Consider the following 25,899-nt stretch of genomic DNA (forward strand, 5'->3'; position numbering starts at 1 on the left):
GACGGCATGTATGTCCAAGCTTATTCATATAGTTGAATAAGAGGAGGTATCTACCGTCTATGCCGAAACAAAACTTCACCCCAGCCTTGCTTATGTCATTCGTTATTATAGGCATCATTGTATGCTTGGTTCTATTCCCGCATGACGGTTTTCAAGCCGCTTTACGCGGCGTTTCCATTTGGTGGGATGTGCTCTTCCCAGCCCTGTTCCCCTTCTTCGTTATCTCCGAAATTATGCTTGGCTTCGGGATCGTTCATTTCTTCGGTACACTACTTGATCCGATGATGCGTCCCGTCTTCCGTATCCCTGGGATTGGCGGATTCGTAATGGCAATGGGTTTTGCCGCTGGATATCCCGTAGCGGCTAAGTTAACTGCTCAGCTCTGGGAACAGAAGCTGGTTAACCGGGAAGAAGGCGAACGGCTTGTTGCCTTCACAACGAGCTCGGATCCAATATTTCTAATCGGAGCTGTGTCGATTGGCTTTTTCCATGACGTCACATTAGCTTTTATTTTGGCCATTGCCCACTATGGAGGCTCGTTGATGATTGGCCTCATCATGCGTTTTCACGGCCGGAAAGCCTTACCTACTCCTGGGCAGCCTAGGGAGAGTGGCCCTATATGGAAACAAGCCTTCGAGACCATGCATAACGCGAGAATACGAGATGGAAGATCTTTAGGTATTTTGTTAAGCGAATCCATTCTCCACTCCCTCCGCTTAATGTTCGTGGTAGGTGGACTTGTGGTCTTCTTCTCTGTCGTTCTAGAGGTGCTTACCTCTGCCCAGGTTATGAATGTGTTCTATTGGTTGATTACATCCCTCTTATCCATTACAGGATTACCTCACGAGCTCTCACAAGCCGTCATGAACGGGTTATTCGAAGTCACACTCGGCGCAAAAGCTGCAGGAAGTGCCCCCGCTTCGATGGCCCTTTCCAGTAAAGTCGCGATTGGCGCCTTCATCCTCTCCTGGGCTGGCATGTCCGTGCATGCTCAAATTGTCAGCTTACTAAGTCATACCAACATGCGCTATCTTCCGTTCCTTTTCGCCCGCCTCCTTCATGGCATACTCTCTGCTGCTATTGTTCTCCTGATTTGGGAGCCTATGCAGCGATTTCGAAGTCCCCAGGCTGTATTCTTGCAGCACTACGAGGCGAATTCACCCGTTTTGAGCTATCTAAAGCTTATTTTCCCGATAAGTGCGATGGTCTTTGTTGGTGCTTTTGCTGTCATCATGAGTCTCTTCCTCGCATATTCCTTACTTAGACTGGTGTATGAAAAGGTTGGTGGAACAAGATAATATGGGTAACTATGATGATGTTTATAAAGGGAGAGAATATTCAGATATGATAGCAGCCGACCCCCAAGAGACGAAAGGTTTACCGCAGGCGATTGAGCGACTTCGCGAGCTAGCATTTAATTTATGGTTCAGTTGGAATCATGATGCGCTGCAGCTTTTTGAAAGCATGGACTCTAGCCGTTGGAAATCTCTCGGTCACAATCCCGTTCGATTACTTCACGAGCTAGAAGCTCCCCAGCTTGAAGCATTAAGCCAGAACACTGATTTTGTCGAGCGTTATCGCCAAGTCATGCTAAGATTTGATACGTATATGAACGAACCCGGTTGGTATTCAAATAACTATGCCGCCGAAGCTAGTGTGCAAATTGCTTATTTCTCTGCTGAGTTTGGTTTTCATGAATCGCTTCCGATTTATTCAGGCGGGCTCGGCATTCTTGCCGGTGATCATATCAAATCTTCCAGTGACCTTGGATTACCGCTTGCAGGCGTGGGCCTACTCTATAAAAAAGGATATTTCACGCAGAAGATTGATGCTAGCGGCAGTCAGCAGAGTGAATTATTTCCCTATGATTTTGAGCAATTACCGATTCGTCCGGTACTTCAGAATGGCCAGCAGCTCACGGTCTCACTTGATATCTCTGGTCGCACGATCACCGTCTTGGTTTGGGCTGCTAAAGTAGGACGCAATTTGGTCTTTTTGCTGGATACTGACCACGCAGTCAATAATGACTCAGATAAAGCGTTAACCGCGCAGCTGTATGGTGGCAATCAAGATATGCGGATCGCCCAGGAAATGGTGCTTGGAATCGGTGGTGTCAAAGTACTTCGTGCACTCGGTATTTACCCGAATGTGTACCACATTAATGAAGGTCACGCGGCTTTCCTGACGTTAGAAAGGTTGAAGGAACTGCTTCACTTGGGCCTCCCTTTTCATGTTGCGGTAGAGACCGTGCGCTCCGCCACCGTATTCACAACCCATACGCCTGTTCCAGCAGGTCATGATACGTTCTCCGTAGGGATGGTGGAACACTATCTCGGTCACCTTTTCAGCGAGCTGCCTAAGCATAAACAAAGCATTATTTCATTAGGGCTTGATCATAAGTCCGGTCAATTCAATATGACACACCTGGCGATGAATACAGCGGGACTGCGCAATGGCGTCAGCAAGCTGCATGGGCAGGTTTCACGCGAAATGTTCAAAGAATTCCATGGTCATATTGATGCCAGTGAGGTCCCGATCAGCTCGATCACGAACGGAGTTCACTTAGATACGTGGACCGCCCCTGCTTGGAAGGAACTCTTCGATCGATTCCTCCCTGGCACATGGCGAGCAGAGCAGTCTAACGAGCATCAATGGGCACAAATCGAGGTTATTCCCGATGAATCCATTTGGAAGGTCCATCAGCATTTGAAAGAAGATTTAGTACGTTATGCTCGCAATAGTCTGATGGAGCAACGTAAACGTAACGGGGAATCCGAAGAACGGATTGAAGAGGTTCGACACTATTTAAATCCTAAAGCCCTTACAATTGGGTTCGCCAGACGCTTCGCTACCTACAAACGGGCCAATCTAATTTTCAATGATTTGTATCGCCTCAAGAAATTAATCAATAATCCTGAGAGACCCGTGCAATTTATATTTGCGGGTAAAGCCCACCCTGCTGATTACCCTGGCCAAGATCTCATCCGAGAAATTTATCGCATCTCTCAGTTAAAAGAATTTCTCGGTAAAGTCGTTATTCTCGAGAATTATGATATCAACATGGCTCGCTATCTCGTTCAAGGTGTCGACGTATGGCTAAACAACCCTCGTAGACCCCTTGAGGCTAGCGGAACCAGCGGCCAGAAAGCTGCCATGAACGGCGTTCTTAATTTCAGTGTGCTGGACGGTTGGTGGGAGGAAGGCTACAACGGTATGAATGGTTGGGCTATCGGATCTGCGGGAGCCGCGGACTGGGCTGCACAGGAGAAAGAAAATACGAAAGCAATTTATCACCTTTTGGAGAATGAGATTATCCCGCTTTACTATAATCAGGGTGAGATTCCTCATCAATGGATTGGACGCATGAAGCGGTCCGTTCAATCGCTCAGTCCCGTCTATAACACGCACCGAATGGTGCAGGACTACACGAATCTTTCGTATGTACCAACAGCCAAACGTGCTCGTCTTTTTGTCGCGGACAATTATGATGTGGCTACGAAAGTTGCCGATTACAAGCAGTTCATCCGCAGTAATTGGCATCAAGTAAGAATCATGAATATTGATGATCATGCCGACAAATCGACTTCTGACGTCCCTTTAGATGAGATTCCCCCATCAACGAAAGAGATCACGGCGCAAATCCATTTCGGGCCTATTTGGCCGCAGGATACGGCAGTAGAAGTCATTTATTATGCAGAAAATGGCGAAACGTGGGAGCAGAGAATCATCCTCATGGCTCCTATTGGGGAACTTATTGAGCAATCGCAGTGCTTCCAAGCTACCATTCCATCCCATCTTGTTCATGGGCCACACTTCTCGATTCGTGTGCGTCCGATCTCAACCAACTTTGCGCATTCGTTTGAACTATCCCTCGTTACGAGCACCTTGTCTTAATAATGAGAAAACTTCTATCGAAGCCATTCAATGATGAGCGACCGCGTTTAGAGGTAAGTTTTATCGCCAATAGGAAAGCGGTTTTCGGTATCGAAAACTTAACTTCCTATGTGGTAAAATCGGTTAACCTAAGCTAAAGCCCCGTTTGGGGCTTTTCTTATTGACTTAGATAAATTATGATGAGAAGAGAATTTACAGGATGTACAGGCAGATGTGAATGTAAATCTAACGACTTGGTGATGCTATGGATTGGAATAAGGTACTAGAATTGGCTTCCTTTTCGCCAAATCAGGATTGTCATATTATCATTGTTGGTGAAAGTAAAGATGGACAACCTTTCTGCTTTGAAGATAACTTTACTATCGACAAAATAAGTGAAGATTCGATAACCGTATGTCTTGAACAATTGGGTGTTTACCCCTTCGACAAGCTCGACCATGTTTCTTTCGTTGAATTTTCCTTCAAAGATGGTGCTATTTTATATTACGCTTATGTCGATTTGATTGGGCTTGATCTCAAAAAAACGATCTGTTCTCTGACCTTATCTCTTCCTGAGGAAGTTTTTCAACATCAAAACCGCAGACATCCTCGTGCAAAGCTTACGCTGCGCACACCGATTACTCTGCGTGTCGCTGGCATACGAAGCTTATCTGCTCAAAAGGGTGTCGCTTTTACCGGACAACTCCTCGATATCAGTGTTGGCGGGTTATCCTTTGTCACATCCAATCGACTTTTCTTTCCTTTGATTCTGGAGTTCAGCTTCATTCTCCCGAATGTCTCTCAGCCTATGACTGTCTATGGTGAAATTGTAAGAGTTACGCATTTCAGCAACGACAGCTATCGGGTTGCCGCAGAATTTCGGCATACGCCTGACTCCATTCTCCAAGAGATTGATGCCTTCTGCTCCAATTATTAAGTCAATAATTCTACGAAACGAAAACTCTTAGGAGGAACAAGATTGAAATATAACGTCATTGAACGAGGCGATGACATCTCCAAGGGGCTGACCGAACGCTTCCACGCTCTCGCCGCTAAGCAAGGCATGCCAAGGGATGAAGATCATCCCGATATCGTCCTGTCCATTGGCGGAGATGGTACGATGCTCCAAGCCTTTCATAAATATGTGGACAAGTTAGATCATATCGCATTTGTTGGGATTCATACGGGGCATCTTGGCTTTTTTGCAGATTGGAAGCCTGACGAATTAGATCATCTAGCTTCTTTAATGTTTAGTGTCACAACACCAGCGGAGTTGCAAGTCGTGCGCTACCCCGTTGTCGAAATCGAAATTACGACGGACAAAGGTGTTGAAACACACCTCGCACTTAACGAGTTTACGATTCGCGGGATCGAAGTTTCACTAGTCGCAAGACTACACGTAAACGATGAAATGTTTGAAATGTTTCGCGGTGACGGTATCTGTATCTCTTCTCCTGCAGGCAGTACGGCTTACAACAAGAGCTTGGGCGGCGCTATGGTCCATCCATCACTAGAAGCTATTCAAATTGCCGAGATCGCATCGATTAACAATCGCGTATATCGAACACTGGGTTCATCGATGATCTTGCCGAAGCATCACCACTGTGACATATATCCAAAAGCACAGCAGAATATGCTCTTATCGCTGGACCACTTATATATGCAGCGCGCTGATGTCGTTTCCATTCGTTGCCGAGTTGCTTCCAATGTGAAAGTAAAGTTCGCACGTTTCCGTCCGTTTCCTTTCTGGAATCGTGTCCGCGAGGCCTTTGTTGGTCTTGAAGTAAAATAAGCGTTAAACGTAGGTATGAGAAAAACGCCATCTGCTCTCCACACTTGTTGGAGTTCAGATGGCGTTATTTGGTTCATGCTGATTTAAACTGTTGTTGAACTAATAACTTCAGACGGTATTTGTTGTTTAGGTGCATTTACTTTCTCGATAATAAAGTAAGCACAGCCGAAGTTGCAGTACTCATTCAAGTAATCTTGAAGAGCTGCGATGGAGGATTCTTTGGTCGCTTTTGGGTGGATTTCTTTAAAAAAACCTCTCAGTCGTAATTGACTATATCCCCAATCGCCCACAATATAATCGTACCGCTCCAACACTTCGCTGAAGCGTTCCTTGAACACTTCGAAATTCCAACCATTTTTGTGATCGGTAACAAGCTCGTATGTTTTATTGGCAATATGAATCATGGTGGTAGGAAGCTCTCCTTTCTATGATCCGTTCATTGAATTCGAATTCTAAACGCTTGATGCTGCTTTCACCTGTTCATGTGCATGATAGGAACTGCGAACCAGCGGGCCCGACTCCACGTGCTTAAAGCCACGTTTCATGCCCTCTTCCTTCAACATAGCAAACTGTTCAGGTGTGTAATACTTAGAAACAGATAAGTGCGTCGTAGACGGCTGCAGATATTGACCGATCGTCATAATATCACAATCCACTTCACGCAGATCTTCCATCGTTTGTAGCAGCTCGTCCCACTCTTCCCCTACACCAATCATGACACTGGATTTCGTTGGAATGTTCGGGGCTATCCGTTTAGAACGTTGCAACAACTCAAGTGAACGACGGTATTTCGCTTTGGAACGAACGCGGTCTGACATCCGCTCAACCGTTTCCATATTGTGATTCAGAATATCTGGCTTTGCCTCAAGCACGGTAGCTAGTGATTCTTCTCGACCTAGGAAGTCAGGAATCAACACCTCAACTGTACACATTGGCAGTTTACGACGGATCGCTTTGATCGTCTCTGCGAAAATCATGGCACCGCCATCTGTTAAATCATCACGTGCCACCGAAGTAACAACACAATGACGAAGCCCCATTTGTAGCGCTGCATCTGCAACACGTTCCGGTTCTTCCAAATCAAGCTCAGTTGGGAGACCTGTTTTAACTGCACAAAAGCGACAAGCACGCGTACAAATATCACCTAATATCATAAAAGTCGCTGTCCGATTCGCCCAGCATTCATGAATGTTCGGACACTTGGCTTCTTCACAAACTGTATGCAACGTCTTGGAACGCATCATGGATTTAATTTCTTTGAAATTCTCATCGGTCTTAAGATTGATCTTTAACCAGTCTGGTTTTCTCTCTAATACTTTTCTAGGCACTGTAATTCCCGCCTTTTTATTTGGTTTCTCAATGATGTTATTATAACATGAATGACTGACAAAACAATCCACTTTGGGGTTCACTTGTGATACACTTGTTTAGATGGACCAAAACAGCTCAGCTTACTACATAAAGGCTGTATGGGAGGAAAGAAACATGAGCATAACTGAAGTGACTCGCGAGAAAGATCGTAAGCTTGGTGAAATTTTAAGAAACATGGGCCGTGTCATCGTCGCCTTCTCCGGAGGAGTTGACAGTACATTCGTCCTCAAACGTGCTCAGCAAGAGCTTGGTGACCAAGTCCTTGCCGTAACCGCAGCATCTGAAACGTTTCCCACGAGGGAGTTCGATGCCGCTGCACAACTAGCTGAACAATTTGGCGTTCGCTTGCACAAAACAGAGGTAAAGGAATTGGAGAACGCAAATTTCGTTGCCAATAATCCTGATCGTTGTTACCACTGCAAGACGGGGCTTTATTCCCATTTACAAGACATCGCGAAGGAACTGGGCTATCCGTTTCTCTTGGATGGTTCCAATGTCGACGACTTAGGCGACTATAGACCAGGACTACAAGCGAAGAATGAGCAAGGCGTCCGCAGTACGCTGCAAGAAGCCGGCTTAACTAAAGACGAGATCCGAGCGCTTTCCAAAGAGCTTGGGCTGAGCACATGGAACAAACCTTCCTTTGCCTGCTTATCCTCTCGTATACCTTATGGTACGCAAATCGAGAAGTGGAAGATTGACCAATTGGATGAAGGCGAGTATTTCCTTTCCCAACTGGGTCTCTATCAGGTACGCGTGCGTCATCACGAGAAGATTGCTCGAATCGAAGTCATGCCAGACGAGATTCACAAAGTCGTTGAACATCGCGATGCGATCTATGAGAAATTCAGCAAACTTGGCTTTACGTATGTCACATTAGATTTGCAAGGCTACCGCACAGGCAGTATGAATGAAGTGCTATCTCAAGAAACGAAAGATAAGGTGAAAGAAGCTTCCTTATGATGGACTTAGAGAAGATCCTAAAACTCGTCCAGGCCGGCGATCTGGACATCGACGAAGCCAAGAAGCAAATCATCAAGGAAGGCGGGTCAGGTCCCGCCAATCTTGATCTTGGATTTGCGCAGCTCGACATCGATCGCGAGAAGCGTACAGGCTTCCCCGAGGTCATTTTCGGGGAAGGCAAGACGCCCGAGCAGATCGAGGCCATTTTCCGGCGGCTGATGGAGCACACCGACCGCGTGCTCGCCACACGCGTCGACGCGGCCAAAGCCGCCTATGTAGTAGCCAACGTGGAAGGTGTCACCTACCACGAAACCGCACGGGCGCTCACCTGGTTTAAGCGCCCGCTGCTCAAAGTCCACGACGGCTATATCGCTGTCGTGTGCGCAGGCACCTCCGACCTCCCCGTGGCGGAGGAGGCGGCCCTTACTGCAGAATGCCTAGGCAGCCACGTTGAACGTGTGTTCGACGTGGGTGTCGCTGGCATTCACCGGCTCTTCCGCCGGCTCGAGCTCATTCGCGGCGCGAACGCGATTGTGGTAGTTGCCGGCATGGAGGGCGCACTCGCCAGCGTCATGGGCGGGCTTGTCTCTAAACCCATCGTCGCTGTGCCGACGAGTATTGGGTACGGAGCGAACCTTGCCGGGATCGCTCCGTTGCTGTCCATGCTCAATAGCTGCTCGCCGGGCATCTCTGTCGTTAACATCGACAATGGTTTTGGCGGTGGTTATTATGCGGGACTCATTAACAAAAATATGTCGAAACGAGCGTGAACTACGACCATGCGCATTTTATATTTGGACTGCTTCTCTGGAATTAGCGGCGATATGACCCTTGGCGCTTTGGTTGATGCGGGAGCAGATCGTGCTTACATTGAGGATGAGCTTTCCAAAATCAAACTAGAGCCCTACACCTTGGAATGGAAGCGTGTTGTGAAACGCGGCATTTCTGCCCTTAAGCTGGATGTCATACTCGATCCGGAACATCCTCCAAAGAAACACAGACATTATTCAGAAATCGTCGATGCCATTCAAAAAGCAGAATTCAATGAGCGCGTTACAGCACTAAGCTTGGCAATTTTCGAAAAAATCGCGATTTCCGAAGCTAAGATTCACGGGACCCCAATTGAAAAAGTACATTTTCATGAAGTCGGTGCCATAGATTCTATCGTCGACATCGTAGGTGTTGCATTAGCCATCGACTCGTTGCAAATCGAGCGTATTTTCTCGTCTCCAGTGCCGCTAGGATCCGGTACCATACATATCGATCACGGTATTTATCCAGTACCCGCTCCTGCCACATTGGAAATGATGAGAGGTTTACCTATCGCTTCAACTCCTTATAGTTTAGAAATGACAACCCCAACTGGAGCCGGTATAATTTCAGGAATTGTTGATGAGTTCTCCAAAAGCTTCCCACCCATGGTAGTTGATCATATTGGCTATGGTGCAGGCACTAGAGACTTGCCAAAGCAACCCAATGTACTGCGCGTTGTAGTTGGTAGAATTGATCCGTTTATTGGTAAATGGCAAGTTAGTCATGAGCATCTAGCGCATGATCATAGTCATGAACATACACACACGCATGACGACCATCACCACCATCATGATCATGCACATACACACGATGATCATCACCATCTTCATGATCATACGCATACACACGATGATCATTCACACAGCCATGATCATAAACACGATCACGATCATCATCATCATGATCACTCACATACTCACACGCATCATGGCGATGCCACACCTGGCACCCCACAATAGCATTAGACATGACAAACGCTCTTCCATCACAATGGAAGAGCGTTTTTTTGTCGCTGTTGTTGCATAAATAATAACCTAACTTCCTCATAGACCATCTTCAGAGGTACTTCATGCATCCTTGCTACTTGTTCACATTCCTTAAATTCAGGTGCATATTGCACCAGTTTCCCTGCGTGATAACCAACTTTTACCGTCAAGTGTCCCCAAGGTGTTTCTACATGCTCAAATTCTCTGGCTAATCGATGACAAGATGCATGCAGATATCGAATGCCAAGTGTGGTTGTTTCACTAAAAATAATTTCCTCAATCAGAGACAATCGTCCTTCATCCACTAATACATTCAGCATGATTCCAGGACGTCCTCGTTTCATAATTATGGGTACCATATATACATCATTTGCACCCGCATCAAAAAGCTTATCCATCACATAAGTCATCCACTCAGGATTCATATCATCCAAATTGGCTTGAACTAATAACATATGATCGTCAACATGCTCTTCTCTATGGTTAAAAGTCACTTTTCCCACCTCTTATTGGCATCATAGCAAATATTTCGAGGCAACGAAAGATCGAAGGATAAACAACAAGACATCCGTACATCCTAAGAACTAACATTTCAGGAAGGATGATAGAGATGCAAAGCAGAGCATTTTGGTCAAAGGTTCTCGTCCTTAGCCTCCTCCTATTAGCAATTACATTACCATCTTTTTCAAATATTGATGTATCAGCAGCTATGACAACTGACCAAATAGCTCCAATATCTAGCTCCCAAACGACCAAACCTTCACAAGCGGAGCGAAAAGAGCTTTTTGAAAAAATAGGCTTACTCACGGGTATCCCCTGGACATACCTAGCTGCTGTAGATCAATATGAGAAAACAATGAACACTGCCAAAAAAAGAACAGTTCAACAAAGCATCACGAATATTTATTTTTCAGAACTTGTTTGGGTGGGTATGCTCAATCCAGATCCACAAGATTCCAATTTGAAAAGTATTACCTTTTTCCATGGTTTAGGGCGGGATGGATCGGGGGATGGCATCGCTGATAGGGCCAACGATTTAGATGTACTAGCGGCTATGGCAGCGATCTTAGGCAACAATGGAACGAAAGTCGATAACTTACAAATGAACCTTTGGAATTATTACCACAACGCACGTAGCGTAGAACGCATCCGTCAATTCGCTGCGATCTATGAGTCTTTAGGCACTTTAGAAGCAAATGCTCATGCATTCCCACTGCCTGTTACATCCGACTATTCTTATCGCAGCACGTGGGGAGATAGTCGCGGCTGGGGGGGGCACCGTACTCATGAAGGCACTGATCTGTTCGCTGGCTACGGTGTTCCTGTTAGAAGCACTTGCTATGGCATCGTTGAAATCAAAGGATGGAACCCATACGGTGGCTGGCGGGTAGGCATTCGTGATCTAAACAACATTTATCACTACTACGCCCACCTTTCCGGCTTTCAAAAAACGCTCAAAATAAACGATATCGTCAAACCCGGACAAACCATCGGTTGGGTCGGCAGCTCCGGTTATGGAAAACCAGGTACATCTGGTAAATTTCCTCCTCATCTTCATTTCGGACTATACCGTGATAACGGCTCAACAGAGTGGAGCTACGATCCTTATCCATCCTTACGAAGATGGGAGCGCGAAGATCGAAGTAAAAAGAAATAAACCCACTTTTCACGGTGGGTTTATTTTTTGGGGCTTATGGCTTGATAGCGCCCTCCTTTGGCGTTGAATTCGTTGCCCCTGAGAGCGGAATAGTTGGTAACGTTATGCTCGGTGGACTGCCATCCTTCGAACTTCCCACTGGATTACCTTTATTATCATAGTAGTAAGTAGGTACATCCCCCACAACAAGCGAATATGAAATAGGAATTTCGGTTTCTACAATTTCAGTTTCTGAATCAAAAGGGATTATAACTGAAACCTCAGCAACAATGTGTACATATACTTCAAACATCACCATATTAATACCAGCATTTTGAGTTCGTGTGTTTAAATCCACCTTCACACTACCAACAGGAAGTAATCTGATCGGGATGTCTGGGCCAAAAGAGGCGAGAATAGCACTATTCATAGCCTGCCCAAGGGGAATATGATCTGCGATACTTTCCAGATTATTCAACTCCCCTTGGACCGTTTTAATAGCCTCCGAAGTAATCCTCATATGCTCGTTATAATTCAACATAAAACCTGTAATTTTATTGTTTTTATCCATTTTCCAGTCAATTAATTGCTCAGCATTCGTTCCCCCAGCCACATGATCGGCGATTGCACTATTTATCGCTTGCGTTGCAATCTGCTTAACCCTAACCTTCGCCAGATTCATCAAAGGCGGTCTTAGATTCCGTTCTATAAAAATAAAAAACTGAATGCAAAACAAGACTAAGATGAGCAAACCAATCCACAGTACCTTTTTACGGCTTGTTTTCACAGTTGGCCTGCTCCTCCATCGTCGTCTCTGCAGCATGCGTCTCCCCCTTCCTACGTGACCAATTCCTACTTATTCGCCATAATTCATTAGTACTACCTTATGCGGACATGTTTTGAAAAAGACGATCCAATCCTCAACCATCACTCATTCCTAACTAACATACGCCACCCCTAATCAAATCCCCCCACTTAACCCAACTACACTAACCTTTTCCACCCACTAACTTACTAATTCCACTCCCCTCTTTCTTATGAACTACTTTTCCTCGTTACACTCCCCTTTCTTACTCACTACGTTCCCCCATTGCACTCCCCTTTCTTACTGACTACCTTTCCCATTGCACTCCCCGCTCTTACTCACTACCTTTCCCCATTGCACTCCCCTTTCTTACTCACTACGTTCCCAATTACTCTTCCCTACCTGCCCTTCTCCCCACTACTTCTTCCCGTCAAACCCTATCCCCACTATCCCCTTCACTCAGAAAAAGGAACCCGCATTTTTATCCAAATTATTGAAAATGGATCATATATTTGGTATGATAAAGACAGAACAAACGTTTCCATTTCATATATTAGGGAGAATTATTATGGACATTTCAGGTTTGTCATTCGAGCAATTTCATAATTATTTTTCCTCTGAAGATATCTGCATCGACTTTATTTTTCAAACTAAATGGCCTTCAGGCTTTCGTTGCCCACGTTGTGAACATCGTCACGCCTATGTAACTACAACTCGACGATTACCCTTGTATGAATGTTCCCGTTGTTGTTTCCAAGTTTCATTACTTTCAGGAACGATTATGGAAGGCTCAAGAACAGAGCTTCGTAAGTGGTTATTAGCAATTTTCCTGATTTCTCGTACTCATATTGGTACAACTGCCATGGAGCTTTCCAGACTTATTAAAGTCACTTACAAAACAGCCTGGTTAATCCTACATAAAATTCGCACTTCCATCCTACAGGTGGATAACCAATGTCCGCTGACAGGATCAGTCCAAATTAACTCCGCAATCTATGGAAAACCCTTCAATTCAACTGTCCACAAACATCCTCAAGAACATCTCCTGCTCGTAGGCTCATCACTCAATGATTTAGGTGAACCTACGCATATCAAAATTAAACATGTTATACCCTCACATCCTAAAAATAAACATATTACTAAAAGCGACATCTCCACCTTTCAGGAGCAACAAATCGAACCTACTGTGAAAGAGATTCACACAATTACTGGATTTTACACACCAAAACGGCAGCGCCCCCTACTTGAAATTGCTAAACAAGCAAGCATTTGGATTAATACTACCTTCCATGGCATCGGCGCCCGTCATCTTCAAAGCTATTTAGACGAGTTCTGCTACCGAGCCAATCTAACTACGTCCAAAATACCTGTCTTTGAAAACTTAATTAAACGCTGCATACTTAATTTTACTGCCACTAGAAATCTTGTCTGAGGACTCCTTTCGTCAGTAGCCTTTTTGGTCTTCAAAACTCCTTCATGTTATTTCGGGATCACCAATTTACAAATTTCAGACATATCGCTTGAATATGGACTGGTCTGTTGCATTCAATTCTGTAATTAGGCCTGTTCAGCTTTGGTTGGTCTATTGCGTTCAATTCTGTAATTGAGTCTGTTCAGCTGGGTTGGTCTGTTGCGTTCAATTCTGTAGTTGGGTCTGTTTAGACTGTGTTGATCTGTTCAGATTAATTCTATAATTAGAACTTGTCCTGTCTGGTTGGTCTCAATTTAACAAAATCAAAGTGCTACCATTTTTCTGAGCTAAGGGGATAGTGGACATAGATGGCTGTGAAAGGTATAGAACAGTGTAAAAGAACTTGCGATCTTTTTTGGTAATTAGTGACTAAGGCATTTTGGGGGCTTGGAGCTTGGAGCTTGGGGTTTGGGAGTTTTGCAGCTTTTGCGAGCATCTGGGAAACAACTGGTGACTAGTGAGTGAATAGTCACTTGAAACTTAAGACTTTCTCGATTATGGTGCAGCGATATGAAAGTTTGGAGTTACTGACTATGTAAAATGGAGTCTAGTTAGTGTGTAGACGGAACAAGAGCTGTGCCGCCAAGTCCGGTCGGGGTACTACTTGTTTTGGATAAAGCAATTTTGTCGAACGTGGAGGATGAACCAATTTTAGAACCATTGCGATACACATCATAGCTTGTTACAGCGACATTGTCTGTCGCAGCTGTCCAGTTCAATTGAACTTGGGTGCTGGATGTTGCTGTTGCGGTTAATCCCGTTGGTACAGATGGTACTGTTGTATCTGGCGTTGGAGCGGTTGGTGCGTATCGTTCCATAATTGCAATTGATGTGTGCTGTCGCTGCTTTTTTTACGAATACGGTCACTCCAGCCTTGCGCATCCAATGCTCCTTTCGCAGTATCCATGTACTGAACACGATAGGATTTTGAGCCAGTTGAAAATTGACTACGTACGCTGCTGATCAAGTTATGTCTAGAATCCACAACGATACTCGGATTTAAATTGAATTTAACCTCATAGTTCGGTGTACCGTTTGCTGCGGAAGCTTGTTGCAGGCTGATATTACCTCCAATTAAAAGCAAAGCTGCAGTGGTTGAAGCCATAATAACCTTAGACATTTTATTAATTTGGGACATCGGTTTACTCATCTCCATTCGTAATTAGTAACGATCCATAATTAATTGTGTCTTCAGGGAATCTTGCGCCAGGAACCAACCTTTGCCTTGCAGATAGGTAATTAATTCATCATGTTTGGTAGATGCAGTCGTTTGGCTCGTTGTTTTAAAGGAAGCCTCTACGACATATTCTGTCCCCGTTCCTGCTGCGTTTCGAATTGGCCAAACTTCAATGTACAACTGCAACCCACTCCATGTACCAATGGAACGTTTGGCTAGAATTGGACCGAATACACGCGAAGTGGATAGTTTGCTGGTTCCCCAACCGCTGGAAACCCAATTGTTAAATTTATCAGGGGCATTATTGATCAGCAAACTGCGTGAATCCGTTAGATTAGGAAGATCCATTCCGCTGTAGCCTGATTTACTCCCTTGTTTGGAACGAGTAATGCTTAGGGTTTTCTTTTGATAACCCTACTCGACTTGCGCCTCGTAGCGTATATCCCCAGAGTTAAATCCTTGTTGATTAGCTAATGTTAGTGCTCCAGTGATGTCGCTTCCCGTTATGGCATATCTCTTTTTATAACTAAGCTCAAAGTCACTCTCACCCTCTGTCTTGCGAATGCGTGGGCTCCAGCCGTTGTTGTAAATGTCCTTCGCATTGGTATCGAGGAATTCTACGTTCATTTTGGTCACGGTATCCGGCATACCAAATGCTGATCTTACACTGCTCGTTAGCTTGAAATCAGTTCCAAGTACGACACTAGGATTCAGGAGAAGCTTTACCTCGTAATCTGGAACCATGTTGCTTGCTGCGCTCGCTGATTGAGGGGCTGTACCAATACCCGCAAGTAAACTAGTCCCGACTACAGCGGCATGATGACAGTCATCGCGTTTTTCTTAAACATCACACATCTCCTCTACGTTTATGGAAATTTTTTCACTCGTTCACGCCCCGAAACGGGGTACGGATGCGCTGCTCCAACAGCTCGAAAAAGAGGGAGAGCAAGATCTGCTCTCCCTTCAGCCAGATGCTCGAATCGTGTTGTAACGATGCGAGCATCTGTTCACTTTTTTAACCCTTCATAAGCTCATCTATCTCATCCCAAGACGAAATCCGCGGCAATTCCAAATGTCGGTTATAGGATCTGTCCTTCACACAAATGCGGATAGGCAGGTGCGCTAACGTCTCCAGAACGGTCGGTTTATCATCAAAATAATAATCCAACTCTAGTGCCTCTATGATATGTACTTTCTCGGAATCACTCATCCCACAGAAGAAATGCCCCTCTGCGACAGGGAATCCATGGTCGATCAACCATTGTCGTGTGCGCTCCGTATGCTCTTTGGCTCGAGCGGTGATGTAATACACCTCATGACCTTGCTCCACCAGCCTGTTCAAAACCTCACGCGCGTGGGGGAATAACGGACAATGTGAATAATAAATCTCATCACGTAAGCTGTACCACAACTTCCCGCCTTCTTCCTTGGTTAGTCCAAAAGCACTGTGAATTTCCATCGTAGGCAAAGCATGAAATACATCTAGCCCAATGTCCTGCTGCAGCTTCTGATTATAAATATGAAACGCATGCTCTCTTAGATTAATGAGGGTATCATCAATATCAAATCCAAGTTTCACCGTCTAACCCTCCATTCACCTTGCCTCTATTCCTTTAGTTTGATCCCAAAAAGACTTACAAATACCGAAGCCTGTTCTCTAGAAATGATGCATCCGCGTAGATCCTCAATACTTACACCTAAGCTTGTGAATTCACATGTGCTGAGATCGATTCCATCCAGTTTCGTACCCGTAAATTGTGCTTGTTCCAATTGACAAACCTCAAATTGTAGCTTTTGCAAAGTCGCTTCATAAAAATCTGAGTTGTTTAAAGAACACGTATGAAACGTGATTTGTTTGAGATTTGCCATTCGGAAGGTCGCAAAATCCCCTAAGCAATCTTGAAAAAGGATGTTTCGTAAAGTAGATCCAGTAAGATCCATGCCGATAATTTTGCAATTCCGAAATTCCGTTCTATGTATCGTTGCTTCTGTAAAGTCGACATTTGATAGATCACATCGATCAAAAATAACATCTGTAAATTCAATTTCTTTCATCGCTATTCGTGTGAATGTCACATTGCGAAAAATAACTTTATCAAAGGCGACCTTATAGGCTGACTGATTATCAATGATGCAATCACTAATGATGCCAGTATGAAAACTATCCTCAGGTTCAAATTTTCCTTCTTGCAAGGTTATGACGGGCAATTCTTTAGGCATTTTGGGTGCATCTAATTTAGGATTACTCATGAAAAACTCCTTTAACATAAGGTAATGGGCAAAAAAATAAGCCTTACCGGCTTACCTTTATAAAATGATCATCGTGGATAAGCTATGCAGCATGAAGAATAAGGATCCCCATTTTCTTTTGATATAATTCCGGCCACGGAATAGCCTCGTTTTAATCGTAGAAACAGGTAAATTCACTTCTCGGCTGATGTCTTCTAAGGACATATCCAAATAATATTTGTAAACAATAAGATCTTTATATTTGTCTGGCAGATCTTGAATCATTTGTTCTACCTGGCTATATGTTTCTTGTTCAATAAGCTGAAGCTCAGGCGTCTTCTCATGACTCACCAACTTCTCAATCAGGGGACGTTCATCATGAGATGGAAACCCACTTGTATCCATGGAGAGCTCTTTTTTCTTCTTCCGCATCAGATCAATCGTGACATTTTTCCCAATGCTAAAGATCCAGCTCGAGAAGTTTTTGGTAGCGTCAAATCGGTGTGAATTCAAATGTGCACGCAAAAAAGTCTCCTGAACAACATCTTCGGAATCTGATTTATTTCGAAGCATACGAAAAGCTAATCGATAAATTCTGTCCTTATACAGTTCCAAAAGTCGATTAAACGCTTTCGCATCTCCTTGACTCCACATTGTTGCAAGTTGACTATCGCTTAATTGCAGCATGTTAAATCTCCTTCACATAGTAAACTACCTATCTTCTATTCTACCAAATCGAAGCAAAAAAAAGAAACCTTTTCAGGCTTCAAAGATGACTATTTATCGATAAAATTGGACACATATTCCGCTTTCTCTGCACTTGCTATGACGATTAACGTTACAATAATTCCGAATAAGATAATTCCGCCTACGATCATACCGCGCACCCTCTTTGCTGATTGATACGAAATGATCATCTCTTATCAAAGATATGATGCGCGGCAGTGATTATTCACCGAGATTCATAATAACATATTGCTCAATATGGCTTGCCAATAGGCCGAAGGTTGGCTTTTGGACTTCAACATGATTGCCAAGCAGCGATTTTACAGCTAAATAAGGGAAGTTAATGCCTGACAAACAAGTGACATGTAAACCGCCTGACATCCGCGGATTAATCTCCAACAGCTTCGGTACACCCTGATTGTATTTAACTTGAATATTATAATTAAATGGAATGCGGTAGGTAGCAGCTACTCGATTAGCAAGTTCAATCAGCTCTGGCACTTCTTCCAGCAGCCTCAATCGTCCATCCGCCTTACGACGCGGGACAGCAGCAAGAAGCTCACCAGACGCGGAAGCTAAGCAATCGATGCTGTATTCATGGCCACCCAATACTTCCATAACCATGACGTCATCAAAACGTTCCACAGTCGATAAGTTTTGGTAGGCTTGCTCTTTCGTGAGATACGGCAATACCGGTCCAAACATATCAGTGAGCGCATTCCGCGTATTGCTGATAATCCGAAATCCATTGCCGCCCTCACCATTCGTTGGCTTCATGCAGACGCCATGACCAACCTCTGTAAGCGCATCGTACGCCCTAAGAAACTCCTCAGCCGTATTCACCACATGATAGTCAGGAATCGCTACGATTCCCTTAGACCGGATGGATTCGTAGAATTTTTGCTTTTCCATGAGATTTTCTAAGAGCTCCAGATCACGACAAACCGTTACACGTGTACCTATTTTCTCAAATTCATCGATCTGCTTGGCAATTGCGTACATATGCAGCCTAGGAATAAACACATCAATCCCATGTTGTTTACAAAAATTCAGTGCAAATTCTACATAGTCGTCATCGCCAAGAACAGGCTCTGTATCTGCAAAGTCCGCTGCTTGCAGCGCCATGTGGGTACGATCCGGATGCGTTGCATACATCTTAAACTGAGCCCCATCCTCATTATTACGGATGCTGTTCATGTAATGATAAGCAACAGAGAACCAGCGGTTAAACCATACTTTTTTCATGAGGGCTCCTTTATGAGCATCTTTCGGTGCTCGCTATGTGTGGAATGCACAAATGTGGTGATGTCATCAGCTGCAAAAATGCCGGATTCCTCCGTAAATCTGTATATCCCGGATGGTGTTATTTGTTCTTGGCGAAATAACTCTCCATGACCTGGAGCAATCGCGTAATCAGCGATGTCTAATAAGCTCTGATCCAGCAGGGAATCACCGGAAGCAATGACTTTCCGACCATCAAGTATTTGCTTCAGATGTGCAACTGCTGCACCCTTGCTCACGGCCTCAGGGACGATGTAGACCTTCCTTCCTTGCACGGAAGTGCGCCAACCCATCCCCTTCAAATGAGCGCTCAGATCAGCTATTTCCTGCACAGGCATGCGGTCGCGCTCGACGATATGGGAATAGAAGAGATCATCGCACCAACTTGAGCTGATCACCCAGTCCTGGCTTAGAACGCTATGCATAACTTGGCGAACATCTTCAACCGGAGCACTCGTCTCGTTGACACGCGTCCTGACAAGATCTCGCCACTCCATATCCACCTTGCCGTCAATCAACATATTCCCCCCGTTGCTTGTAACCGCATAGTGGGGTTTCAGAATTTGACTGATGAGATGTATTCGCTCATATTGGGCAATCGTTCGCGTTGTCACTGGGATGAAAATGAGTTCATTCATCAGCTCTTGTAATCGTTGATATGTGCTGGATGACATATAGGATCTCACTTTGCCATCGATCAGCTCGGCAACCATGATACGATCTCCCAAGTGCTCAGCACGTTCTGCTGGCTGGGAATAGATTAAGGTCTGATCTAAATCACTGGCATAAATCATTCGGCATCCCCTTTCACAGATTGTATGAGGCCGCAACATGAATACTTGAGGCCTGGATACACCTCAACAGGTACACCGCGCGCCTCAGCTAGTAGCAAGATATGCCGAATATGCGGATTATCCATGCGATCTACCAAGATCCGCCACGGTACTCTCCGAAGCAGAACACGAGTCGTTTCTCCCACACCAGGCTTAATCAAGTTGATATCAGCCATCTGATAGGCCGTCTGAATCGCTTGGATATCCCGTAGGCCATGCCAGGAAATTTCAGGTGGATGAGTCACAAAAGATTGAGCCATCTCCTGAGCTTCCTTAGTCACCTTGTTGAAAAAAGGAACAATCGATTCGATGAAATGATTAGACTGATCGTGATCCAACCATTCTTTGTAATATTTCGAGCCATGAAAATCATGTGGCCCAATTAAATCGTCGCGCAGCACTGTACGACTCATTAATCCGGAGACCGTCGAGTTCAGGCATGCACTCGGAATGAGAAAGTCCTCACGGGTTCCGAACATGTCTGTACAATGCCCAGGATCGGCGAGTACCGCTAGATCATCGTCTAGGATGATCCCGTAATCCCTTGCCATTTTGCCACAAGCTTGGGTAAGCACTTTACGAATGGCCCCCTTGCCTGTCCACCCATCAATGAATTGCAGCCTTGCACCCGGATGTTTCTGCAACATGTACAAGAGAGCGTTCTCATCAATCCCCTTGCCTCGAATAATCGAGATACTATAATGCGGCAGGTTCATCTGGTGAATCTCTTGCAAGTATCGCTTGATCAGAATGCCTACAGGTGTGCCCGCTCTAGCCAAGGAAACGAGGACCGTGTGTGGCCCTTTGTTTGTTCGGATAAGCTCAGCTACCACACCAACGGATACAGCTACTTTCTCTGCAGACAGCTCGAGGGTTTCTTGATAAAGGTTCAAATAATCCGAGGAAGGCAGATGCTCCTGTGGAAGCATTTCGGAATAGTGCGTTCCAGATTGGATAGCTCGCTCTCTTGCATCTAAAGCGACTTCCAGCTTTATGTTGCTGATATCCTTCAGTAGAAATGTCACATCACCAGGTGGATAACTCCCCATTGGTTGGGGGTCATCTATGCGTCTGGTTCGCCAAGCTTCCATACCTTAGCCTCCTTCCAATCGACCGTTTGAGGCGAGAAGAAGACGATATGCAGGTTATGCAGTCCCTTTGCTTGGAGAATTCGCAGAATCGGCTCCATAGATGAAGGAGAAGCTTCTCTTTCCATAAAAAGAAAGAGCTCCTGATACGTGCCGTACGGGATATTGTAGAAGAAGTGCACGACTTGTTCATCCTCTGGAGAAGGAAAAGCATGACCATATTTCACCGCATAGTCTCCGTGTTCCATGACATGAATAGGGCTGCGTGTCGTTGATTGATAAGACACCCCTGACCCCATCTCAGCAGCAATACGCATCGGGATATACATAAACTCCCCCGTGCCCACACAGAGTGTCTTGTTCCCTGTACGTTTACGTTTGAGCAGCTCGGCCGTCTGCGTGATGGAACGATCCAGTTGTGCGGTATTGGAGGGGGTAAGTCCGAACCTTCCGCTATGTTGCAAATAGGGCTTGTTACCTGCATAAGGAGCGTGGGAGAATAGTTGATTTACATAAGAAATTTGCAGAAGTTCTGTGCGCTCCTCAGGTAAAGGGCTAGGCGCTTGCAATGGCAAGCTTTCGCTAGAGCCAACTACCTTCGTATTCCCGCGAATTAATGAGATGACGTGAATCGTAATATGCAATTCCTGCTCCAACTGGGCAAATTGTAGGATGTCTTCCTCTGTCCGCCAATCCAGCAGTGCTAACACGTAGTACATTTTCTTAGGGTATTTCCCTTGCAGGTCGCGAATGATATTAAGCGACGTTCGGCCTGTCGTAATTTCATCATCGACGAGAACGAGAATATCAGGCTGCGCAAGAATGACAGGATTATCCGAATATCCATAGTGATCTGTAGCATGCGAGTGTTCTTCTTGGAATTGAAGAATGGACGGTGATTCTTCGATCACTTCACGTGTCGTGTGCAAATAATGGCTTCCTTGCCCAAAAGCTTCATAGACCGCATGCCCAATCGCCGTCGCTGTTTCCGCAAATCCAATGAAGGCAGTAGGCTGCTTTAATGGGAAACGTTCAGACATGATCGCCTTATAAGCCGTTTCCGCTTTATCCGGGTATACTAGCCCCTCAACAGCCTGCTGTACCTTCTTATCTAGCTTGGCTCCTTGTAACTCTTGTTGCAGTAATAATGCTAACGTAGTTCCACTTAACAGTGACGTGTACGGATTCACCGGGATATGTTTGCCTAAGACCTTACTTACAAACAAAAAAGATCGTTTCTTATTAATTCTCGCCGCCATCGCGAATAAGGCATCGGGCGGTATGTTGTGGGGATTGGAAGTCACGGTGACGTGCAGCTCCAAATCTCCTGCTATTTTATACGTACGCTCGGTTAGGCCTAGTGAGTAATCCATCAAAGGTTTGTTGTTCATGCAGCACCCCATAAACTTGTGATCGTAAAAGAATACGTTTCGCCCAATTGAAATGGGGTTTGAATTCATTCATTTTATTGCCGTAGACACTCTTCATAACCCCAAGGTCGCCATGATTGTTCTTCAGAATGCTTATAGCATCCGTATATTCTTCATGTGTGACCGCGTAGAGAGCTTGCACCGGCTTAATGTGCGTAGGATGAATAATTGTTTTACCGATCAAGCCATTTTCTTTATCCAGCATCACTTCATGTAGGAGTCCCTTCACTCCGAAATATTCCCAAACAGGTCCAGAAATCACGTTGTTGGCTTCCATACGACCAAAAATATTAATAATATCAGCGACACAATCCCGTATCGGGGCGATGTCATAAATCGTTCTGTCCGGACTTCGTCTCAGCCCAAATAAGCTTGAAAAGTCAGTTGCGCCAATACGGATGTTCAAGACCAAATCCTTAAAATTCGATATAATTTCGTTAATCGCCAATAAGGTAAAAGTGCGGCTTTCTTTATAAATAATCGAGGCAGATTCCAGAATCGGTAATCCATATAAAATTGGTGCAGATGCCGATTTCTCATCATTGTAATTTTCTAGAATTTGAAAATAATCCTCGCCATTTTCCACAGTAAATTTCGGGAACACAATACCCGTTAGAAGGGATACATGCTCTTCCAGTCTCTCTAGCACATAGTTTAATTGATTCACGCTTCTTACACGAATGAATATCAGCGGCAGATTCTCTGCACTTACAATACCAACTTCCATCCAATGGGCGATCTGATTCATTTGTCCAATAAGCGATTCTTCTGCAGCATGCACTTCGTTATCACCTACAGCATCCTCCAGATCAAGAACAACGGACACTAAGCCTTCGATTTTACCAAAAGCAATATCTTCTGCGAACGTACGTCGGGTCGCTGGCATGTACAGAGCAGCACCGACAGAATGAGCTAAAATGTCTTTGTGCGAATGATTATGGAAGGAATTCGGCGGTAAATAAAATAAAGCTTTCTCTTCATCCGCGGTTAAATAATTGAAATATCGCATGCCGATTCCTCCCTCTTTATTTCAATAAACAATCCCTCCATAGAGGAGGGATTGTCCATTGTCTACAATTATAAATAAGATTAAGATTCTTTTACGGATCCAGACTTGTTCTTTTTACGAAGCATGCTTAGAATGATCGTTCCTCCGAACAAGGCAATAATGACGGAGAAGAAGATCACATGTGAGATGTGGAAGCCGAATGCTCCAGCAATCATTTTAAGACCGATGACGATAATTAAGATAAACGCTGTTCTCTCCAGTTCCGGGATCTTGTCAATGAGCTTCAAGAAGACTTGTGCCACGCCTCTCATCATGAGGACGCCTAAGATACCACCTAAGAACAATACCCATACCTTGTCGCTCACACCAAATGCGGCCAGAACGCTATCGACACTGAATGCGATATCCATGATTTCTACGGCAAGAACGGTACGCCAGAAGGAAAGACCTTTATTCTTGACTTCCCCGCCTTCGTCGCCATGCTTCTTCATGAAGAGATTACTATAAGCAATCCAAAGGAGATACGCCCCACCGGCTACCTTAATCCAGGTAATCTGTACTAAGAACGTACCCACACCAATGGCGATAAACCTAAATATGTAGGCTCCTAATAGACCATAAAATAAAGCTCGTTTCTGTTGTTGCTTCGGCAAATGCTTAACCATTACAGCAAGTACTAGCGCATTATCTGCGGATAGCAATCCTTCGAGAAGGACGAGTGTACCGATAATCCCCCAGTTTACGGGATCAGTTAGTGTTGCTGAGAGCACATCCCAGCTAAAGAAATTCATGAAATTATCTACAAAGCTTTGAAAAAAGTCTGACATTAAGATGGACCCCCTGTTTTAATTGCTAATCATCCTTACGCGATCTTCCTCATCTATCTCATTCACCGATTACACGATTCGTCTACTCGGATCATTGAATTCCAATTCATAACGCAACAAAGCTGGTCAAGTGAATACCATTTCTCGAGTTGAATTGATTAAGAAGAGTAGGGAAGGTGATGCTCCGGAAAGCACCACCCTATTACATTAGACTTCCTATTAGGAAGTTTGTAAACCATAATCACGTGCCAAGCCTGCTAATCCGTCTTTATAACCGCTGCCGATTGCGCTAAATTTCCACTCGCCGTTATTGCGGTAAAGTTCACCGATAACAACGCCTGTTTCAATGGAGAAATCTTCACCAAGATCGAAACGAATTAATTCCGCGCCAGATCCCTCATTTAGCACACGCACATAAGCATTGGAAACTTGTCCAAAGTTTTGCGCTCTTGCTTCCGCATCATGAATCGTAATGCAGAATGCGATTTTCTCTGTTTCAGCAGGTACTGCGCTAAGATCAATGGAGATAACTTCATCATCACCATCGCCTGCGCCTGTACGATTGTCACCTTTGTGCTCGATAGAACCATTCGCATTTTTAGTGTTGTTGTAGAAAATAAAATCGGATTCGTTGCCAACTTTACCAGCAGCATTCGCTGCAAAAATGGAAGCATCCAAATCGAAATCCTTACCGCCATCATATTTGTTCGTATCCCATCCTAAGCCAACAAGAACTTTCGTCAAACCTGGGTTTGTTTTCGTTAAATCGACTTTCTGACCTTTAGATAATGAAATAGACATGTGAAATACCTCTCTTTATATAGGATTTGGCTGTGCCATTATTGATATCTTTTGACCAATTGTCCAATGGTTGTATCTGTACTGCCTTCACCAATTGCACTGAATTTCCATTCGCCTCCGTGTCGGTAAATTTCACCAACAATGAGAGATGATTTGCCTGAATAGTCATCAGTTAAGTTAAACTTAACCAACTCTTGTTGATTAGAACCATTCAATACGCGGATATAAGCGGATTGAATGAGACCGAAATCTTGCTTTCTATTCACACAGTCGTAAATATTCACGACGAATACGATTTTACTCACATCCGCAGGAACTTGTCCTAAATTAATAGAAATTGTCTCATCGTCACCATCGCCATCTCCGGTACGGTTGTCACCAGAGTGAACGACTGAACCATCAGGGCTTTGTAGATTAGCAAAATAAATCACATGTTTCTGGTTGGTTATTCTTCCCTTTTCATCCAATAAAATCACGGAAGCGTCACAATCGATCTCAACTGCCGATTTCTTAGAGCCGAAGAACCCCTTCTTCTCAACAACTGCAGGATCCCAACCCAATCCAACCACAACTTTAGAAAGACCTGCGTTACCTTTTGTTAAATCAATCTTTTGACCTTTGACTAAACTGATTGTCAACGAGGTCACCTCCCTTCGCTTACCTGTTTTAGTGAACTCCCTTATCTGATACGCATGAAATTCAATCACGTTTCACTTTCCTGGGTAAATTATTTGTGAATTCGACTTTAGTAGTCAAAATCCCCCAGAATTCAAAAGAAAAACAGCCAC

Annotated in this window: 28 protein-coding genes; 9 read left to right on the forward strand and 19 right to left on the reverse strand. The window is 44.5% G+C overall.

The window, feature by feature from the left end; translation table 11 throughout:
* Window positions 1-59 precede the first annotated feature (59 nt).
* The 4 genes from ylbJ (at window position 60) to ACSQ8O_RS21930 (ending at window position 5,665) form a co-directional block, all read left to right on the forward strand.
* Window positions 60-1,298 (forward strand): sporulation integral membrane protein YlbJ, encoded by a 1,239-nt coding sequence (gene ylbJ / locus ACSQ8O_RS21915; RefSeq protein WP_436243352.1) that lies wholly within the window; start codon window positions 60-62, stop codon window positions 1,296-1,298.
* Window position 1,299: 1 nt separating this feature from the next.
* The gene (gene glgP / locus ACSQ8O_RS21920) at window positions 1,300-3,894 is read left to right on the forward strand and encodes an alpha-glucan family phosphorylase (RefSeq protein ID WP_436243353.1); all 2,595 of its coding nucleotides are present in this window, start codon (window positions 1,300-1,302) and stop codon (window positions 3,892-3,894) included.
* Window positions 3,895-4,138: 244 nt separating this feature from the next.
* Window positions 4,139-4,810, forward strand: a complete 672-nt coding sequence (locus ACSQ8O_RS21925; RefSeq protein WP_056613320.1) for a flagellar brake protein — start codon at window positions 4,139-4,141, stop codon at window positions 4,808-4,810.
* Between the two features lie 42 nt (window positions 4,811-4,852).
* On the forward strand, window positions 4,853-5,665 hold the full coding sequence (locus ACSQ8O_RS21930; protein ID WP_236288921.1) for an NAD kinase: 813 nt from the start codon (window positions 4,853-4,855) through the stop codon (window positions 5,663-5,665).
* Between the two features lie 83 nt (window positions 5,666-5,748).
* Here the strand turns inward: ACSQ8O_RS21930 and ACSQ8O_RS21935 are convergent, their stop codons facing one another.
* Together ACSQ8O_RS21935 and lipA are read right to left on the reverse strand one after the other, a co-directional pair.
* Window positions 5,749-6,069: a YutD family protein gene (locus tag ACSQ8O_RS21935; protein ID WP_056613316.1), complete on the reverse strand. Its 321-nt coding sequence runs from the start codon at window positions 6,067-6,069 to the stop codon at window positions 5,749-5,751.
* 48 nt (window positions 6,070-6,117) lie between these two features.
* On the reverse strand, window positions 6,118-7,077 hold the full coding sequence (gene lipA, locus ACSQ8O_RS21940) for a lipoyl synthase (protein ID WP_436243354.1): 960 nt from the start codon (window positions 7,075-7,077) through the stop codon (window positions 6,118-6,120).
* 73 nt (window positions 7,078-7,150) lie between these two features.
* Between lipA and larE the strand changes: the two genes are divergently transcribed.
* Genes larE through ACSQ8O_RS21955 form a run of 3 tightly spaced genes read left to right on the forward strand, consistent with a single transcriptional unit; the run spans window position 7,151 to window position 9,771 of the window.
* Window positions 7,151-7,999: an ATP-dependent sacrificial sulfur transferase LarE gene (larE, locus tag ACSQ8O_RS21945; protein ID WP_056613311.1), complete on the forward strand. Its 849-nt coding sequence runs from the start codon at window positions 7,151-7,153 to the stop codon at window positions 7,997-7,999.
* Window positions 7,996-8,769 carry a nickel pincer cofactor biosynthesis protein LarB gene (gene larB, locus ACSQ8O_RS21950; RefSeq protein WP_436243355.1) on the forward strand — a complete coding sequence of 258 codons (774 nt, stop codon included), beginning with the start codon at window positions 7,996-7,998 and terminating at the stop codon, window positions 8,767-8,769. The genes larE and larB overlap by 4 nt, the downstream gene beginning before the upstream one ends.
* Window positions 8,770-8,778: 9 nt before the next feature.
* Window positions 8,779-9,771 (forward strand): LarC family nickel insertion protein, encoded by a 993-nt coding sequence (locus ACSQ8O_RS21955; protein WP_436243356.1) that lies wholly within the window; start codon window positions 8,779-8,781, stop codon window positions 9,769-9,771.
* A 26-nt stretch (window positions 9,772-9,797) separates the two neighbouring features.
* Here the strand turns inward: ACSQ8O_RS21955 and larC are convergent, their stop codons facing one another.
* Window positions 9,798-10,292 carry a nickel insertion protein gene (larC, locus tag ACSQ8O_RS21960; protein WP_436243357.1) on the reverse strand — a complete coding sequence of 165 codons (495 nt, stop codon included), beginning with the start codon at window positions 10,290-10,292 and terminating at the stop codon, window positions 9,798-9,800.
* 107 nt (window positions 10,293-10,399) lie between these two features.
* Here larC and ACSQ8O_RS21965 point away from each other — a divergent pair, with 107 nt between their 5' ends.
* On the forward strand, window positions 10,400-11,455 hold the full coding sequence (locus ACSQ8O_RS21965; RefSeq protein WP_436243358.1) for a M23 family metallopeptidase: 1,056 nt from the start codon (window positions 10,400-10,402) through the stop codon (window positions 11,453-11,455).
* Window positions 11,456-11,489: 34 nt separating this feature from the next.
* Here the strand turns inward: ACSQ8O_RS21965 and yunB are convergent, their stop codons facing one another.
* A complete protein-coding gene (gene yunB / locus ACSQ8O_RS21970) occupies window positions 11,490-12,257 on the reverse strand; it encodes a sporulation protein YunB (protein ID WP_235550443.1) in 768 nt (255 codons plus the stop codon).
* A 550-nt stretch (window positions 12,258-12,807) separates the two neighbouring features.
* On the opposite strand from yunB, the gene ACSQ8O_RS21975 reads away from it, so the two are divergent.
* Window positions 12,808-13,671, forward strand: coding sequence for a transposase (locus ACSQ8O_RS21975; protein WP_436243359.1), 864 nt, complete (start codon window positions 12,808-12,810; stop codon window positions 13,669-13,671).
* Between the two features lie 590 nt (window positions 13,672-14,261).
* Here ACSQ8O_RS21975 and ACSQ8O_RS21980 read toward each other — a convergent pair.
* From ACSQ8O_RS21980 to ACSQ8O_RS22050, 15 genes are all read right to left on the reverse strand, one after another.
* A complete protein-coding gene (locus ACSQ8O_RS21980; protein WP_436243360.1) occupies window positions 14,262-14,528 on the reverse strand; it encodes a hypothetical protein in 267 nt (88 codons plus the stop codon).
* Window positions 14,462-14,860 carry a hypothetical protein gene (locus tag ACSQ8O_RS21985; RefSeq protein ID WP_436243361.1) on the reverse strand — a complete coding sequence of 133 codons (399 nt, stop codon included), beginning with the start codon at window positions 14,858-14,860 and terminating at the stop codon, window positions 14,462-14,464. Before ACSQ8O_RS21985 ends, ACSQ8O_RS21980 begins: the two co-directional genes overlap by 67 nt.
* A 12-nt stretch (window positions 14,861-14,872) precedes the next feature.
* Window positions 14,873-15,235: a hypothetical protein gene (locus ACSQ8O_RS21990; protein WP_436243362.1), complete on the reverse strand. Its 363-nt coding sequence runs from the start codon at window positions 15,233-15,235 to the stop codon at window positions 14,873-14,875.
* A gap of 66 nt (window positions 15,236-15,301) precedes the next feature.
* A complete protein-coding gene (locus ACSQ8O_RS21995) occupies window positions 15,302-15,631 on the reverse strand; it encodes a hypothetical protein (protein WP_436243363.1) in 330 nt (109 codons plus the stop codon).
* 271 nt (window positions 15,632-15,902) lie between these two features.
* Entirely contained in the window at window positions 15,903-16,466 is a 564-nt protein-coding gene (locus tag ACSQ8O_RS22000; RefSeq protein WP_436243364.1) for a 5' nucleotidase, NT5C type, read from the reverse strand.
* Between the two features lie 26 nt (window positions 16,467-16,492).
* The gene (locus tag ACSQ8O_RS22005) at window positions 16,493-17,137 is read right to left on the reverse strand and encodes a pentapeptide repeat-containing protein (protein ID WP_436243365.1); all 645 of its coding nucleotides are present in this window, start codon (window positions 17,135-17,137) and stop codon (window positions 16,493-16,495) included.
* 57 nt (window positions 17,138-17,194) lie between these two features.
* Entirely contained in the window at window positions 17,195-17,803 is a 609-nt protein-coding gene (locus ACSQ8O_RS22010; RefSeq protein WP_056613297.1) for a sigma-70 family RNA polymerase sigma factor, read from the reverse strand.
* A 261-nt stretch (window positions 17,804-18,064) separates the two neighbouring features.
* Entirely contained in the window at window positions 18,065-19,087 is a 1,023-nt protein-coding gene (locus ACSQ8O_RS22015; protein WP_436243366.1) for an ATP-grasp domain-containing protein, read from the reverse strand.
* Complete coding sequence (locus tag ACSQ8O_RS22020) at window positions 19,084-19,917, reverse strand: HAD family hydrolase (RefSeq protein WP_436243367.1); 834 nt, start codon at window positions 19,915-19,917, stop codon at window positions 19,084-19,086. The genes ACSQ8O_RS22015 and ACSQ8O_RS22020 overlap by 4 nt, the downstream gene beginning before the upstream one ends.
* Entirely contained in the window at window positions 19,914-21,047 is a 1,134-nt protein-coding gene (locus ACSQ8O_RS22025; protein ID WP_436243368.1) for a cysteine protease StiP family protein, read from the reverse strand. The genes ACSQ8O_RS22020 and ACSQ8O_RS22025 overlap by 4 nt, the downstream gene beginning before the upstream one ends.
* Entirely contained in the window at window positions 21,020-22,435 is a 1,416-nt protein-coding gene (locus ACSQ8O_RS22030; protein ID WP_436243369.1) for a phosphoribosyltransferase family protein, read from the reverse strand. Before ACSQ8O_RS22030 ends, ACSQ8O_RS22025 begins: the two co-directional genes overlap by 28 nt.
* Window positions 22,380-23,483, reverse strand: a complete 1,104-nt coding sequence (locus tag ACSQ8O_RS22035) for an HpcH/HpaI aldolase/citrate lyase family protein (protein WP_436243370.1) — start codon at window positions 23,481-23,483, stop codon at window positions 22,380-22,382. Before ACSQ8O_RS22035 ends, ACSQ8O_RS22030 begins: the two co-directional genes overlap by 56 nt.
* Before the next feature lie 80 nt (window positions 23,484-23,563).
* On the reverse strand, window positions 23,564-24,310 hold the full coding sequence (locus tag ACSQ8O_RS22040; protein WP_436243371.1) for a TerC family protein: 747 nt from the start codon (window positions 24,308-24,310) through the stop codon (window positions 23,564-23,566).
* A 219-nt stretch (window positions 24,311-24,529) separates the two neighbouring features.
* Window positions 24,530-25,111, reverse strand: coding sequence for a TerD family protein (locus ACSQ8O_RS22045; RefSeq protein ID WP_056613284.1), 582 nt, complete (start codon window positions 25,109-25,111; stop codon window positions 24,530-24,532).
* Window positions 25,112-25,149: 38 nt separating this feature from the next.
* Window positions 25,150-25,749 (reverse strand): TerD family protein, encoded by a 600-nt coding sequence (locus ACSQ8O_RS22050; protein WP_436243372.1) that lies wholly within the window; start codon window positions 25,747-25,749, stop codon window positions 25,150-25,152.
* Window positions 25,750-25,899 lie beyond the last annotated feature (150 nt).

The sequence above is a fragment of the Paenibacillus sp. LjRoot56 genome, assembly GCF_964253335.1.
Lineage (GTDB): Bacteria > Bacillota > Bacilli > Paenibacillales > NBRC-103111 > Paenibacillus_E > Paenibacillus_E allorhizoplanae.

Excerpts from the sequence above, each read along its gene's own strand:
- ylbJ (WP_436243352.1), top strand. The coding sequence starts at position 60 with ATGCCGAAACAAAACTTCACCCCAGCCTTGCTTATGTCATTCGTTATT.
- glgP (WP_436243353.1), top strand. The coding sequence starts at position 1,300 with ATGGGTAACTATGATGATGTTTATAAAGGGAGAGAATATTCAGATATG.
- ACSQ8O_RS21925 (WP_056613320.1), top strand. The coding sequence starts at position 4,139 with ATGGATTGGAATAAGGTACTAGAATTGGCTTCCTTTTCGCCAAATCAG.
- ACSQ8O_RS21935 (WP_056613316.1), bottom strand. The coding sequence starts at position 6,069 with ATGATTCATATTGCCAATAAAACATACGAGCTTGTTACCGATCACAAA.
- larE (WP_056613311.1), top strand. The coding sequence starts at position 7,151 with ATGAGCATAACTGAAGTGACTCGCGAGAAAGATCGTAAGCTTGGTGAA.
- larB (WP_436243355.1), top strand. The coding sequence starts at position 7,996 with ATGATGGACTTAGAGAAGATCCTAAAACTCGTCCAGGCCGGCGATCTG.
- ACSQ8O_RS21955 (WP_436243356.1), top strand. The coding sequence starts at position 8,779 with ATGCGCATTTTATATTTGGACTGCTTCTCTGGAATTAGCGGCGATATG.
- ACSQ8O_RS21965 (WP_436243358.1), top strand. The coding sequence starts at position 10,400 with ATGATAGAGATGCAAAGCAGAGCATTTTGGTCAAAGGTTCTCGTCCTT.
- yunB (WP_235550443.1), bottom strand. The coding sequence starts at position 12,257 with ATGCTGCAGAGACGACGATGGAGGAGCAGGCCAACTGTGAAAACAAGC.
- ACSQ8O_RS21975 (WP_436243359.1), top strand. The coding sequence starts at position 12,808 with ATGGACATTTCAGGTTTGTCATTCGAGCAATTTCATAATTATTTTTCC.
- ACSQ8O_RS21980 (WP_436243360.1), bottom strand. The coding sequence starts at position 14,528 with ATGGAACGATACGCACCAACCGCTCCAACGCCAGATACAACAGTACCA.
- ACSQ8O_RS21985 (WP_436243361.1), bottom strand. The coding sequence starts at position 14,860 with ATGAGTAAACCGATGTCCCAAATTAATAAAATGTCTAAGGTTATTATG.
- ACSQ8O_RS21990 (WP_436243362.1), bottom strand. The coding sequence starts at position 15,235 with ATGGATCTTCCTAATCTAACGGATTCACGCAGTTTGCTGATCAATAAT.
- ACSQ8O_RS21995 (WP_436243363.1), bottom strand. The coding sequence starts at position 15,631 with ATGGTTCCAGATTACGAGGTAAAGCTTCTCCTGAATCCTAGTGTCGTA.
- ACSQ8O_RS22005 (WP_436243365.1), bottom strand. The coding sequence starts at position 17,137 with ATGAGTAATCCTAAATTAGATGCACCCAAAATGCCTAAAGAATTGCCC.
- ACSQ8O_RS22010 (WP_056613297.1), bottom strand. The coding sequence starts at position 17,803 with ATGCTGCAATTAAGCGATAGTCAACTTGCAACAATGTGGAGTCAAGGA.
- ACSQ8O_RS22015 (WP_436243366.1), bottom strand. The coding sequence starts at position 19,087 with ATGAAAAAAGTATGGTTTAACCGCTGGTTCTCTGTTGCTTATCATTAC.
- ACSQ8O_RS22020 (WP_436243367.1), bottom strand. The coding sequence starts at position 19,917 with ATGATTTATGCCAGTGATTTAGATCAGACCTTAATCTATTCCCAGCCA.
- ACSQ8O_RS22025 (WP_436243368.1), bottom strand. The coding sequence starts at position 21,047 with ATGGAAGCTTGGCGAACCAGACGCATAGATGACCCCCAACCAATGGGG.
- ACSQ8O_RS22030 (WP_436243369.1), bottom strand. The coding sequence starts at position 22,435 with ATGAACAACAAACCTTTGATGGATTACTCACTAGGCCTAACCGAGCGT.
- ACSQ8O_RS22035 (WP_436243370.1), bottom strand. The coding sequence starts at position 23,483 with ATGCGATATTTCAATTATTTAACCGCGGATGAAGAGAAAGCTTTATTT.
- ACSQ8O_RS22040 (WP_436243371.1), bottom strand. The coding sequence starts at position 24,310 with ATGTCAGACTTTTTTCAAAGCTTTGTAGATAATTTCATGAATTTCTTT.
- ACSQ8O_RS22045 (WP_056613284.1), bottom strand. The coding sequence starts at position 25,111 with ATGTCTATTTCATTATCTAAAGGTCAGAAAGTCGATTTAACGAAAACA.